The sequence below is a fragment of the Solibacillus sp. R5-41 genome (genome assembly GCF_002736105.1).
Classification (GTDB): Bacteria; Bacillota; Bacilli; order Bacillales_A; family Planococcaceae; genus Solibacillus.
Genome location: NZ_CP024123.1, coordinates 711,915 through 726,048, shown reverse-complemented (window position 1 = coordinate 726,048; position 14,134 = coordinate 711,915). Strand labels below are relative to the sequence as shown.

At 37.2% G+C, this 14,134-nt stretch carries 12 protein-coding genes and 1 other annotated feature; of the genes, 4 read left to right on the top strand and 8 right to left on the bottom strand.

Features of this window, described 5'->3' with window-relative positions; translation table 11 throughout:
• Nucleotides 1-318 precede the first annotated feature (318 nt).
• The gene (mecA, locus tag CSE16_RS03270) at nucleotides 319-966 is read right to left on the bottom strand and encodes an adaptor protein MecA (RefSeq protein ID WP_099422554.1); all 648 of its coding nucleotides are present in this window, start codon (nucleotides 964-966) and stop codon (nucleotides 319-321) included.
• Between the two features lie 716 nt (nucleotides 967-1,682).
• Nucleotides 1,683-2,081: a transcriptional regulator SpxA gene (gene spxA / locus CSE16_RS03265; protein WP_057984275.1), complete on the bottom strand. Its 399-nt coding sequence runs from the start codon at nucleotides 2,079-2,081 to the stop codon at nucleotides 1,683-1,685.
• Nucleotides 2,082-2,508: 427 nt separating this feature from the next.
• Nucleotides 2,509-2,726, top strand: a binding site (T-box leader).
• Between the two features lie 58 nt (nucleotides 2,727-2,784).
• Here spxA and trpS point away from each other — a divergent pair.
• Complete coding sequence (trpS, locus tag CSE16_RS03260; protein ID WP_099422553.1) at nucleotides 2,785-3,774, top strand: tryptophan--tRNA ligase; 990 nt, start codon at nucleotides 2,785-2,787, stop codon at nucleotides 3,772-3,774.
• A gap of 266 nt (nucleotides 3,775-4,040) precedes the next feature.
• Here the strand turns inward: trpS and fabF are convergent, their stop codons facing one another.
• Both fabF and CSE16_RS03250 read right to left on the bottom strand, forming a co-directional pair.
• Complete coding sequence (gene fabF / locus CSE16_RS03255) at nucleotides 4,041-5,285, bottom strand: beta-ketoacyl-ACP synthase II (RefSeq protein WP_099422552.1); 1,245 nt, start codon at nucleotides 5,283-5,285, stop codon at nucleotides 4,041-4,043.
• A gap of 48 nt (nucleotides 5,286-5,333) precedes the next feature.
• Nucleotides 5,334-6,269: a beta-ketoacyl-ACP synthase III gene (locus CSE16_RS03250; RefSeq protein ID WP_099422551.1), complete on the bottom strand. Its 936-nt coding sequence runs from the start codon at nucleotides 6,267-6,269 to the stop codon at nucleotides 5,334-5,336.
• Between the two features lie 422 nt (nucleotides 6,270-6,691).
• On the opposite strand from CSE16_RS03250, the gene CSE16_RS03245 reads away from it, so the two are divergent.
• Nucleotides 6,692-6,889, top strand: a complete 198-nt coding sequence (locus tag CSE16_RS03245; RefSeq protein ID WP_099422550.1) for a YjzD family protein — start codon at nucleotides 6,692-6,694, stop codon at nucleotides 6,887-6,889.
• A 61-nt stretch (nucleotides 6,890-6,950) separates the two neighbouring features.
• Here CSE16_RS03245 and CSE16_RS03240 read toward each other — a convergent pair whose 3' ends face one another.
• The gene (locus CSE16_RS03240) at nucleotides 6,951-9,077 is read right to left on the bottom strand and encodes an ATP-dependent Clp protease ATP-binding subunit (RefSeq protein ID WP_099422549.1); all 2,127 of its coding nucleotides are present in this window, start codon (nucleotides 9,075-9,077) and stop codon (nucleotides 6,951-6,953) included.
• Between the two features lie 118 nt (nucleotides 9,078-9,195).
• On the opposite strand from CSE16_RS03240, the gene CSE16_RS03235 reads away from it, so the two are divergent.
• The gene (locus CSE16_RS03235; RefSeq protein WP_253896157.1) at nucleotides 9,196-9,948 is read left to right on the top strand and encodes a Crp/Fnr family transcriptional regulator; all 753 of its coding nucleotides are present in this window, start codon (nucleotides 9,196-9,198) and stop codon (nucleotides 9,946-9,948) included.
• A 125-nt stretch (nucleotides 9,949-10,073) separates the two neighbouring features.
• On the opposite strand, the gene CSE16_RS03230 is transcribed toward CSE16_RS03235, so the two are convergent.
• Nucleotides 10,074-10,388 (bottom strand): metal-sulfur cluster assembly factor, encoded by a 315-nt coding sequence (locus tag CSE16_RS03230; RefSeq protein WP_099422547.1) that lies wholly within the window; start codon nucleotides 10,386-10,388, stop codon nucleotides 10,074-10,076.
• Between the two features lie 55 nt (nucleotides 10,389-10,443).
• Nucleotides 10,444-11,202 carry an alpha/beta fold hydrolase gene (locus CSE16_RS03225; RefSeq protein WP_099422546.1) on the bottom strand — a complete coding sequence of 253 codons (759 nt, stop codon included), beginning with the start codon at nucleotides 11,200-11,202 and terminating at the stop codon, nucleotides 10,444-10,446.
• 269 nt (nucleotides 11,203-11,471) lie between these two features.
• Between CSE16_RS03225 and CSE16_RS03220 the strand changes: the two genes are divergently transcribed.
• Entirely contained in the window at nucleotides 11,472-12,278 is an 807-nt protein-coding gene (locus CSE16_RS03220; protein WP_099422545.1) for a Cof-type HAD-IIB family hydrolase, read from the top strand.
• 88 nt (nucleotides 12,279-12,366) lie between these two features.
• On the opposite strand, the gene CSE16_RS03215 is transcribed toward CSE16_RS03220, so the two are convergent.
• A complete protein-coding gene (locus CSE16_RS03215; RefSeq protein ID WP_099422544.1) occupies nucleotides 12,367-13,836 on the bottom strand; it encodes an alpha-amylase family glycosyl hydrolase in 1,470 nt (489 codons plus the stop codon).
• Nucleotides 13,837-14,134: the final 298 nt, after the last annotated feature.

Below are 14,134 nucleotides of genomic sequence, written 5' to 3'. Positions count from 1 at the left end.
ATGACTATTTTTAACGAAAAGTAAAACTTGCGCGTTGAATATTCATCGCATTTCAATATGAAACTAACATTATATTAGGAAGAAAATGATTAGAAGGTTCGGTTGGTAGAATTTTAAACAGAGGGAGTTGATTGGAATGTAAGGGGCCGTGCCCGCGAAAAGCGTCCGGATTAGAATGTAAATCAACGCCCCCCTTTTTGGTAAATTTTTAAAAGAGGGATTCTTTAGTTCAATTTATATAGACAAAAAAACACACACCGTTTTGAAATGAATCAAAACAGCATGCGTTTGCAGTTAGCTAATGAATCTATTCACGTACTAAAAATAGGTTGTCACTGTTTCAAAACAGTCTTCAGGAATAATAACCTCACCATATTCTACCAATCGGTGAATAGTCATTTTAGAAGCTGATAAATATTCACTACATAATGCAATGATATTTTTCGCTTCTTGCTGATCTAAATCAAATAAATCTACAAACAAGTAATAGTACCCTTCGCATTGATACAGTGCTGACTTAACACCAAATAATGATGCGCGTCTTGCAAGCGGAACTAACTCATCAATATCTTTAAAACGGAATCGTGCATTTTCAATTGGTTCCTCATCTTTGCTTGATTTACCAAGAGAATTAAAAAGCGCTTCTTCCATATCTGTTAATTGGTCTGCTATATCATGACTTTCTTCAAAAGGGCCTACCATTGATGAAGCATCGGAGTCATTATTGACAGATGCGCGTGTTACTACAACTTCTAAGCCAACTTCAGATGCATTTATGTGAATCCAAATAGGACCTTCTAAATCAAAGTAATCTTCCGTATTAACCTCGCCAATAACGTCCCAGAAAAGTTCTTCCCCTTTTGCACGATTATACCAAATTTCCTCACGACTATAGCCGCGATCCTCGATATCACTATACGTAATAAAAAGTTTTAACGTATTTTCATTAATGCGTTCGATGTCCATTAGACTTCAACTCCTTTCACAGTCACTCATAGAACTACACATTGTATTATCAATTACACCTCGGCGTGTAATTGCGTCCAGTCAATTTTTCTACTGAACGAAAAATAACCAAATTTATTTCACTTAAAGTGCAATGCAAATCCATACTGCTCTACAAAAACTGAGCTAAATACCCTATTTTACAGAAGTAGGATATCTATAATTCTATTGTATGATGGATTGCATCAAAATGAAAAGGAAAAACATTGTTGAGCCGAAATTATTTGAATACTTGAAATTGTATTGTACCTTCACATAGAAATCAAGATTGAATCTTTTCATTTCCATTATTTAAGGAGTTATTCAAATTGGACATTTATTCGATTTTTTTAGGTAATTGTTGTTTTTCTATTCAAAGTAAGTAGTTGGGACCTTACTCCATTTAATCAATTACGCCGAGGCTAACTCTTGTCCAAATTTTTTTGAACAGCTAAAAAAATCGGTAGCATCCGCTGGGGGCTTTGTGTTAACACCATGTTGATACACAGGCGTTGCTGCAGGAGGCGGCGCTCTTAGCTTTAGCACCCCTTATTCACTCGAGATTTGAACCCCCACTGATTGAAGGACACACTTGACATATATTCGGTGGGAAATGAATACTGAAGCAAGTTAATGCAGGATAAAAAAAGATGTTACAGCAGCAAATTTGCATGAGTAACATCTGTCATAAAATTTATTTAGTTAACCATTCTCTGCGCTTCTTGTAGTTGGTAAGCACGAACTTTACGAGGTAGGAATCGACGAATTTCATCTTCGTTATAACCTACTTGTAATCGTTTTTTATCTAAAATAATCGGACGACGTAATAATCCTGGATATTCTTGAATAAGCTCATATAACCGTTGTAGGGGTAAATTTTCTACATCTACATTTAGTTTTTGGAAGATTTTTGATCTCGTTGAAATAATTTCATCTGTGCCATCTTCTGTCATACTTAAAATTTCCTTGATCTCACTTATTGTAAGTGGTTCAGAAAATATATTACGTTCTGTATACGAGATATCATGCTCTTCTAACCATGCTTTCGCTTTTCGACATGAAGTACAACTTGGTGAAGTAAATAATGTTACTAACATTGTCTCACTCCCTCTCCTCATTAAATCAAATGTTGACGAATTAATCGTTAATTTAGAATTAATTTAATTTAAGATTATGCTTCCATTATACAGGAAAAGGTACCGTTTGAATATACATTGTCAATAAATAAACACAGGTTTACACCAAAAAAATATGCACACTTTTTCTCTAAAAAACACATTTCCTATAGCATTTATGTGTTACATCAAAAAATACCTACAACGCGGATTCTGAAAACGTCCATTGCAACCTTTTTTTCTCAATTATAAAAATCAATTGAGAAAAAAGTATCAGTTCAAAGGAATTATCCTAATGAAAACTTTTCAGTAATCTTACTATTACCATTTTTAATGTTTTTTATTCAAAAAAAGAAAGAAAACATTTGCAATTTTTCTAAAATGTACGATATAATCACTTTCAATATTATGAAAAACGATGACGAAGAGTAGTACATTTAATCCAGAATGTAAAGAGAGTCTGTGGACGGTGCGAACAGATCATTCATTAAATGGAATGGACTTCCGAGTTAGCTTTATGAACCATTTTCTCAGTAGTAAAGCTCGAATCTTCACGTTACGAAGAAGAGTGGCTAATTTTTTGGCAAGCTGGGTGGTACCGCGGATTTTACATCATTCGTCCCTTCTATTTTTAATAGAGGACGCATGATGTTTTTATTTTGTCCAAATTCGAGGAGGTATTTTTATGAAAACCATTTTTTCAGGCGTACAGCCAACAGGAACGATTACACTAGGCAATTACATCGGTGCGATTAAACAATTCCCTGCACTACAGGATGAGGGGAATGCGATTTACTGCATCGTTGATCAACATGCGATTACCGTTCCACAAGACCGTTTAGAGCTACGTAAAAATATTCGCTCATTAGCTGCAATGTATATTGCTGTAGGGATTGACCCAACTAAATCAACACTATTCATTCAATCCGAAGTACCTGCACATGCTCAGGCAGGATGGATTTTACAATGTGTCGCATCAATTGGTGAGTTGGAGCGCATGACGCAATTTAAAGATAAATCACACGGAAAAGAATCTGTTTCCGCAGCACTTCTAACTTATCCGCCGTTAATGGCCGCTGATATCCTTTTATACAATACGGAGATCGTACCTGTTGGAGATGATCAAAAGCAACATATCGAATTAACTCGTGACTTAGCCGAGCGCTTCAATAAACGTTACAATGATGTATTAACGATTCCAGATATTCAATTACCAAAAGAAGGCGCTCGCATTAAATCGTTGCAAGAGCCTACGAAAAAAATGTCGAAATCTGATCCAAACTTAAAGGCAACAATTCGTCTACTTGATACAGCGAAAGAAATTGAAAAGAAAATTAAGTCAGCGGTAACGGATTCTGAAGGTATTGTAAAATTCGATATTGAAAACAAACCAGGTGTTTCAAATTTATTAACAATCGAATCTGCATTATCAGGTATTTCCATCCCACAATTAGAAAAGAAATACGAAGGTAAAGGTTACGGTGATTTTAAAGCTGGTGTTGCAGAAGCGGTAATTACTCATTTAACGCCTATTCAAGAACGTTATAACGAATTAATTGATTCACCAGAACTTGATACCATATTAGATGAAGGTGCTGTAAAAGCAAATGCTATTGCTTCAAAAACGCTTAAGAAAATGGAGAACGCGATGGGGTTAGGGAGAAAACGACGATAAACATAATCCCTAAAGTACTAATCGCTAAATAAATTTCTACACTATTTAATATGTACAACAATACAGCACGCCATGAATAACCGAGTGTGCGGTAATTTAAGTACAAGATGATATTACTAACGGACATGACACAAATTCCATAACAAAATAAAAATATGACAAAGCGTGCGATTGACACCATCCTTTGTACAACTATACGAAAAAACAACGTGCATCATGACTGTGCACGTTGTTTTTCATTTTCATAAGTACATTCTTTTAGGAAATTAAGCTTCTGAATATTTTTTGAATAATAGGCAAGCGTTATGACCGCCAAAGCCTAAAGAATTGCTTAATGCGTATTCAATCGATGCTTTTCGTGCCTCATTCGGAACATAATCTAAATCACATTCCGGATCTGGGTCATGTAAATTCATCGTCGGTGGTAAAATACCCTCTTTTAACGCCATTAACGTAAAGATTGCCTCAATACCACCAGCTGCACCTAATAAATGGCCGGTTACACTTTTTGTTGAACTCATTGCCAATTGGTAGGCATGCTCACCAAATACAGTTTTCACCGCTTGCGTTTCGAATAAATCGTTATATGGTGTACTTGTACCGTGTGCATTAATATAACCAACTTGTTCTGGTGCAACGTTTGCATCATTTAATGCCATCGCCATTGCACGTGCAGCACCTTCACCATTTGGAGCTGGCGCTGTAATATGATGGGCATCACCAGTCGCACCATAGCCGACTACTTCACCATAAATTTTCGCACCGCGCGCTTTAGCATGCTCTAACTCTTCCAAAATTAAAATCCCTGCACCTTCACCAATAACGAAGCCATCACGATTTTTATCAAATGGACGAGAAGCTGTGTTGACATCTGGGTTTAATGATAATGCTGTGTTTGAACTAAAACCAGCAATGGCCATTGTCACAATCGGCGCTTCTGCCCCACCTGTAATCATGACATCCGCATCACCACGTTCAATGACTTTAAACGCATCACCGATTGAATTTGTACCAGATGCACAAGCTGTTACAGAGCAAGAGTTGACACCTTTTGCGCCAAGATAAATAGATACTTGACCTGAAGCCATATCTGGTATCATCATCGGTACGAAGAATGGACTAACACGACGTACACCGCGCTCTTGGAATGTTAAAAACTGCTGTTCATGCGTTTCCATACCGCCAATTCCTGAACCAATCCAAACCCCCACTCGTGGAGCCATTTCTTCAGTAATTGTTAAATCTGCATCCTTTGCTGCCATCATAGACGCCGCAATTGCGTAATGTGTGAAGCGATCCATTTTGCGCGCTTCTTTTTTCTCGACATAATCTTCTATATTAAAGTCTGTTACTTCTGCCGCAACAGAAACAGTAAATTTACTCGTATCTACACGTGTTAATGGGCCTACACCTGATTTACCTGCAACTACATTTTCCCATGCTTGTTCGGCACTATTTCCAACTGGTGTTACGGCGCCAATACCTGTCACAACTACTCGTCTTTTTTCCATCATTCTATTCTCCTTTTACTTGATTATTTGCTCGATTTTGGTATGTTCTTATTTTCCCCATTTAATTGCTAAGGCACCCCATGTGAGTCCTCCACCAAAACCAACAAGGACAACGATATCATCATCTTTTATTTTTCCTGATTCAAGATCATCCACAATCGAAATACCAATGGATGCGGCAGAAGTGTTGCCGTACTTATGAATCGTTTTAGACATTTTTTCTTCTGGTAAGTCTAGACGTTCGCGCGCAGCTTCCATAATACGAATATTCGCCTGATGGGGCACTAAATAATCAACATCTGCCTTTGTTAGTCCCGCTTTTTCAATAACACTTAAAGCCGATTCTCCCATTTGACGAACGGCAAATTTAAATACTTCGCGTCCATTCATAAAGATATTGCTTTCTTCATCTATCTTCAAATGCTTTCCGCCTGTACCATCCGCGCCAAGCTCAAAAGATAAAATCCCTCTACCTTCTGAAACTTTCCCAATTACCGCTGCACTAGCCCCATCACCAAATAATATAGCTGTATTACGGTCGTTCCAATCGACAATTTTCGATAACTTCTCAACACCTACTACTAATATATAGTCATAGCTATTATTGTTAATAAACTGTTGAGCGATTGTCGTTGCATAAATGAACCCTGAGCATGCTGCTGAAATGTCCATTGCGCCACAATTAGAAGCACCTAACCGTTCTTGAATTTGGCATGCAACACTTGGAAAGTTTTGATCTTGCGTAACCGTTGCCACGATAATTAATCCAACTTGCTGTGCTGTTATTCCTGCATTTGCTATTGCTTTTTCTGCTGCTTTATATGCTAAATCAGATGTTTCTTCACTTTCTGCAATATGACGCTGTTCAATTCCAGTTCGAGTACGAATCCATTCATCTGATGTATCTAATATTTTTTCAAAATCAAAATTTGTCATTATTTTTTCAGGTACGTACTTACTAATCCCGATAATCCCTGCATTCATTTTGTATCCCCCTTGGATTTCTATCCCATCCACCTTTATTTCTTACACTAATAATTAGTATCTGGTCTTAATTATAGACCATAACTTTTCTGAAAACAATAAAAAAATCTCACTTGGTTAAGTAAGAGAAAGTTAAATGACCTTGCACAAAGCACAAAGATGAGTCATCCAGATTTGTGCTAACATTGTCTGTGTGACTCATGTGCATAGCCAGCCTAACAAGCACGCACTTTGTTAGAATCCATAATAGAAAACTTACATCAATAGGATAGAATATTTTGTTTAACTTATATAGTTCCAAAAAAATTGACAACTTACTGAATTGTTCTATTCTCTATTTTATTTTTTAGTACGCTTATGGTATGATATTGAGGATGTAATTCTATAATAAAGATTTAAATAAGTTCAATGAGGTGAATTTGATGCAATATATCGTTACTTTCTTTTGGTCATTTTTATTAGTGTCTATGCTAAACTACGTAGTAAGCTCTGTATTGAATGTTGACTTTAACTTCTTAAACGGTGCTATTATTTCATTAGCATTCAGCGTTTTAGTATTTGTTATCGCAGCTGTTATTCCGAACGAATCAACACCAGAATTCGAAGCAGAACAACACTAATTAAGAAAGACATCCATCCGTGCAAATAGCGCCGAGTGGATGTCTTTTTTTTGCTTAACAATTATTTTTTGATTTGGATTTCTCCGTCTTCAATGCTAATATGAAGCGTTTCTCCAGCCGTTACTTCCCCTTTTAATAACTCTCGCGCAACAATCGTTTCTAAATGACGCTGTACAAATCGTTTTAACGGACGCGCCCCAAATTGTGGATCGATGCCATTTTCGACAATCCAATCAACAACCGCCTCATTTACTTGCAATGTAATTTCTTGCTCTGCAACGCGTGATTGTAGCTGGTGAACATATTTCCAAGCAATCGCATGAAAATGCTCATTCGACAACGCGTGGAACATAATAATATCATCCATACGATTTAATAGCTCCGGTTTAAAATGCTGACGTAATGCAGCATTCACTAATTCTTCAGATTGCTCGCTATTTTCAAGTAAATAATGCGAGCCAATATTAGACGTTAAAATGACGACTGTGTTTGTAAAGTTGACATTACGTCCTTGACTATCAGTAATTCGCCCATCATCTAACACTTGCAGTAAAATATTCGCTACATCCGGATGGGCTTTTTCAATCTCATCTAATAGCACGACAGAATAAGGGTTGCGTCTCACTGCTTCCGTAAGTTGACCACCTTCCTCATAGCCGACATACCCTGGGGGTGCACCGACTAATCGGGAAACCGAATGCTTCTCCATGTATTCACTCATATCAATACGAATAAAATGGTCCTCTGAGTCAAACAGCTGTGCGGCTAACGCTTTTGCTAATTCTGTTTTTCCGACACCTGTTGGCCCTAAAAATAAGAAGCTCCCAATTGGTTTGTTTGGATCTTTAATCCCTGAACGTGCACGCCATACAGCTTCTGTCACCAATGTAACTGCATCTTCTTGACCTACAACACGTTCATGCAAGGTATCTTTTAAACGAAGTAATTTTTCTCGTTCACCTTCTACAAGCTTCATTACCGGAATTCCTGTCCAACGGGAAATAATTTTAGCAATTTCTTCTTCCGTCACTTCCTCGCGTAGCATCCGGTTGCCTTCTGTCTCTTTTAGCTGCTGCTCTAGCGCTGCAACCTCTTTTTCGAGCGCTGGGATTTTACCGTATTGTAATTCACTTGCCCGCGCTAAATTACTATTTGTATGCACTAAACTTTCCGCTTCGGCAATTAATTTTTTTAGTAAATCCTTTTTATCACGTACGTTCTGAAGGCCATTTTTTTCAATATCCCATTGTTCTTGCATACTTTTCTTTGATTGTTCTAAATGTTTTATTTCTTCACTTAACGTTTCTAGACGCTTTTTACTTGCGGCATCTTTTTCTTTTTTCAATGCTTGCTGTTCAATTTTTAATTGTGTTAAACGGCGCGTTGCTTGGTCGAGCTCCTGTGGCATCGAATCAATTTCAATTCGAATCATTGCACAGGCTTCATCCACTAGATCAATTGCTTTATCTGGTAAAAAACGATCAGTAATATATCGATTCGCTAATTGAGCTGCTGCAATAATTGCGCGGTCATGAATACGAACACCGCGATGATGCTCCTCGAAACGATCTTTAATACCACGTAAAATGGATACCGTATCTTCAATAGAAGGTTCTCTTACCATAACTTGCTGGAAACGTCGTTCGAGTGCTGGATCCTTTTCGATATACATTCGGTATTCATCTAATGTCGTCGCACCAATACAGTGGAGCTCCCCTCTCGCAAGCATCGGCTTCAGCATATTACCAGCATCCATTGCGCCGTCTGTTTTACCTGCACCTACAATCGTATGAATTTCGTCGATGAATAAAATAATGCGACCTTCTGCATCCTTCACTTGTTTTAACACAGCTTTTAAACGCTCTTCAAACTGTCCACGGTAGCTTGCTCCCGCGATTAATGCACTCATATCTAACTCATAAAGCTGAGCTTCTTTTAATCCTTCTGGCACATCTTTACGAACAATTCGTTGGGCTAATCCTTCAACAATGGCGGTTTTACCGACACCTGGCTCGCCGATAAGCACTGGATTATTTTTTGTTTTTCTCGATAAAATACGGATGACATTTCTTATTTCTTCATCGCGTCCAATTACTGGGTCCATTTTTCCGCTTTTCACTTGATCAATTAAGTTACGTCCAAATTGTTCAAGTGGTGGACGATTATCTTGTGTTTGGTTAAATTGCATATATGCTGCACCCCTTTATGTTTGACCTTTATTGACTAATCTAATTGTAGGTCAAATTTAATCAAACTTCAAATAATTACACTCCATATTTTTAACCATTCATGTACGAATATGTGTTATGATATTCTTATATATTAGTAATAATTTTACATTTAAGTTGGAAGGTTGTGGTTTTATAAATACTTTACAAATGATTCCACAGAAAATTGTAGCGCTTTTCCACTCAAAAGGAACGTTAATTAAAGCCGATAAGGGGACACATATTTTCCAAGAGGGCGAAATAGCAAATCATATTTTTTTAATTCAAAGTGGTTCAATTCAAATTAGTAAGGAAACAGAAAATGGTAAGGAATTAACGATTCGAATTTGCGGATTGAACAGCCTTATTGGGGAAAGTTTAATTTTTTGTGAAAATCAACATCATTCGACATCTGCAAAGACACTTGCAAATTCTGAACTATTTTCGATTCACATAGATCAATTTGAAACGATGTTAAATGAACAAACTACAATGCTTATAGACTATTTAAAATGGGTTCAAACAGAAAATATAAAAAACCAAAGTCGGTTACGTGACTTAGTTCTACACGGCAAAAAAGGTGCGCTTTATTCGACTTTAATTCGTCTCGCTAATACATATGGGGAACACCGAAATGACAATGAAGTGTATATTAACCTTGTGCTAACGAATACAGAACTTGCAAACTTATGCGCAACAAGCCGTGAAATGGTCAATCGCATGCTAACAGATTTACGAAAGAAAAAGAAGATTACGATGGAGAAAAGCTATATTACCATTCTTGATATAAATTATTTAAAGGAAGAAATTGATTGTGAAAATTGTCCACTTGTCATATGCCGAATCGATTAATTACCGTAGTAAGCCTTTATAACCGATTTTAAATGATGGACGAAAAAAGGCAAAAACGTTGAATTCACAACATTTTTGCCTTTTACTTTTTTCAATATTTGGCTTTGTACTGCCTTGTTTACTTTTTAGCGAATACCTAATGCCATTTTTGCATAGCGTGACATATTGTCCTTTGACCATGCCGGCTGCCATACGATATTTACTTCTGTTTCTTTCACTTCAGGTAATTCGCCTAATGCCGTTTGCACTTGGTCAATAATTACTGGAGCCATTGGACATCCCATTGAAGTAAGTGTCATCGTCACTGTCGCTGAACCTTCATCTGTTAAATCTACATCATATACTAAGCCTAAGTTGACAATATCAATGCCAAGCTCCGGGTCAATTACATTTTCTAATGCGCTAAACATACTATCTTTCATATCTTGATCAATCGCCATTTTTTGTTTCCCCTTCCACCATGGTGTTAACTGTAATCATATCAGAACATGTAGCTTATGCCAAATGTTGTGCAAGCCATTTTGTAACCATGAGAATGCCATTTCGTGACACAGCATGTCCTGCATTTGGTTCAGTAATATAGTGAATCGGGTACTGTTCTTGTTTCTCATTCAGCTGATCATAAAATTCTCGACTCATTCGATACGGGACAACAGAATCCTTTTGACCATGCCAGAAAATAATCGGACTTTGCTTAACATGCTCCATACGCTGTTCTAAATTATAGTGCGAAAGCATTTTAAAAGTCGCCTCTTGCTGCGCATTCGACATTGGAAATTCGATTCCTTTTGCTTTAAATTCATCAACTTGATGTTGAGCAAGCTTTGTAAAACTTGTTGTGCCCATGCAAATGCCCGCTGTTTTAATCCACGGATAAATCGCTAAGCATCCTGAAGTGACAATTCCGCCCATTGAAGTACCTGCAATGCCAATATTGTCTCTTCTGAGTAATTGTTTAAATTTCAATTCTTGATAAATGGTATTGACTTCTTCAACTGATTTCAAAACGATTTTCCAAAAATTTAAATTCATTTCATTTTCTGTTAAATGGGTCGTGCGTTCGCCGTGTAAGAGCGCATCTGGTAAAATGACCCGTACTCCTTTTTCTACAAGTTGATAAGCGTAATGGAGATTATGCTCTTTTGCACTTAAAAAACCGTGTAAAAAAATTACAACAGGTGTCTCATTATCCATTGATTCATCATAAACATGTAATAGTGGGATTGCCTTCCACTCTTCATTTTTAACAATCACTTTACTCACCTCTATACGATATACTTCACCCTATTACTTTAGCAGAATATTGAAAACGTTTCAAAACTTTGACTAGTGCTATTTTTTGAAGGTACAATCAATTACACTAAGGCGTAATTGCGTCAAGATTTTGAATTTTGGTTAACTGACCTGTATCGTGCAGGCTTACTTCAAAATCTGCGACATCTACCAGAGGCTTTATCTTCGTTTGGTGAGTATTTGAACAATCACAATACGAAAATAAAAGCATGTAAAGGAGGGTTTTCCGAATGAACGAACATTTAATCGTATTAGATTTGGATGGCACATTATTAACCGACGAGCAAAAAATTTCTCCCCTTACAAAGGAAACATTGATGAAAGCGAAAGCAGCGGGTCATCACGTAATGATCGCGACTGGCCGCCCTTTTCGAGCAAGTCAAATTTACTATGAGGAATTACAGCTCGTTACACCGATTGTAAACTTTAACGGTGCTTTAGTTCATCATCCTCGCAATTCGATGTGGAAATCCATCCATTCCCCTGTCGATATTCGCGTCGTACATGATGTGATTGAATCGATTCATAATTATGAATATAATAATTTAATTGCAGAAGTATTTGATGATGTGTATATCCACCGTGAAGATGAAGCAATGTTAAACATATTCAACATGGGAAGCCCTCGTGTATTAATGGGCGATTTAAAAACAAATCTGTTAGAAGATCCGACAAGCTTATTAATTCAAGCAAATGATGTTCGTGTACCGATCATTCGTCAACATTTACAAGATGTTCATGCCGAATTAATTGAGCATCGTCGTTGGGGTGCACCTTACCCGATTATCGAAATTGTACGCAAAGGACTAAGCAAAGCAGTTGGTATTGATCAAATTGCAAAAGAAATGGGCATTCCCCGTGAACGCATCATTGCTTTTGGCGATGAAGACAATGATTTAGAGATGATTGAGTACGCTGGGGTTGGGGTTGCGATGAGTAACGGTATTGACCAACTAAAAAATATTGCTAATGAAATTACATTATCCAATAATGAAGATGGGGTTGCAAAAATATTGCAAGAGCGCTTAAAGTTATAAGCGTTAGAAAGTTCCTTCTACAAAGAAAAATCATCATTTCGGTTTGAATCGGAATGATGATTTTAGACGTATAATTTTTTACAATAACTTAGTTTGCTTGGGCTTGTTCTGCTCGACGTTTGCGGCCGCGTTTTATAATGACAACCATGAATATTGTGTAAATGACTACAACTAAACTTAACGCCACAATATAAGAGGTGTTAATACCACGCGCTTCGATTACTTGATACACTTCTACCATTTCACGATCTAAAATGATTGTATAATTATCATCCTTATTCGCGCGAATGATTTCACTATCAAACATACCACGAATTTCTTTTCCTTCACCAAGCTCTTCCATAGGAATATGAATGCGCTTCGTTTTACTTGTGTTGTTAATAACAACAACCCATGTTTCTGTATCTGATTTACGTTCAAATACCATATAACCATCTTCATTCATTAGCCATTTGAATTCGCCGTTACGCAGCGTTTCTGAACTATTTCGTAAAGTTTGTAGTTGTCCAATATAGTCAACAAGCTCAGAATCCGTTTTAAAATTGTAATATTGATGTGCCTCTTTTCCAGCAGTACCATTCATCGCAATTTCAGTACCATATTGTACAACGGGCACACCAGGTAATAATAACGCACTTGATACCGCAATTTTATTACGTGTTGGAGGGTACATCTTTTCTTTCGTGACATCTAATGTAAAACGGTCTGTCCACACATTGTCGATCATCACTTGAGCAGGTACATCTCTCCCTGTAATAAACTCCTCCATATGCGTATTTAAAACCGTTGTATTTAAATCAACATTTTTAAAAGCGCCACGATAAAGCTGTTCTGTATCCGCATAAAACTTCGCGTCAAAACGAGCATCGCTTTCTGCATTTGAGATGACATACATTTCTGGCTTTGCTTCTTTTAATTGGTCAATCAACGAATTTAAAAATGATGCATCTGTATTTTCAATATTCGTTAAGCGTATACCGTTAATATTATATGTATTGACAAATTGTACGGCTGCATCAATCAACGCTTTTTGCACTTCTGCATTGGCTAAATCCCACTGAATTTGTCCATTGTTCGTGCTTGCGACAAAATTTGGTTGGCTTGCCCATTCATGATTCGGGCTTACATTTGAAATCGGGAAGTCCACCATGATTTTCATGTCACGGTCATTATATTTTTTCACAACGTCCTTTAGCTCATCTTCCGTTCCAAAATGCTTGTCTATTGTAGAATAGCTTGTCACCATGGAGCCGTCATATTTTTCAGTTGCAAAAACGGAGCCAATCGAAATCGTCGTAAAGCCCATTCCTGAAATATAATCGAGTTTTTTAATTAATCCATTAAAATCGCCACCCGCAAACATAGCTGGGTCTTTCGCATTTACTAATTCATCGTCATTTGTGCCAATTCCATTAAAAAAACGGTCTACTAATAAATCATATATACTTTCATCAGCAATTGTACGATTCTCTTCCGCTTGTACAGTTGGTGTCAACATTAATGTCGTAGAAAGTAGAACACCCGCCGTTACTGCGCCGATCCATTTTTTAAATCCCACTGTTATTCCCTCACTTTCAAAACAATCCATCGTAATTTTACCAAAAATAAGTGTATGGGTCGCTATGTTTCCAAAGATATTTCAAGTAATTGCGACAAATCCGTGACAAAACTGTGGATTTCTAACAATTCTACTATCAATTACACCTCAGCGTAATTGCGGCCAGATTTTTTTCGAGCTTGCTCGAAAAATCCCTCTAATAATCTGTGACATCCGCCGGGGGCATTAACTTGACTCAGCCAAGGTTTGCCCCTTTGAATTAAGGGTATAGTTGGTATTCATCCCTCTCTCTTATAGG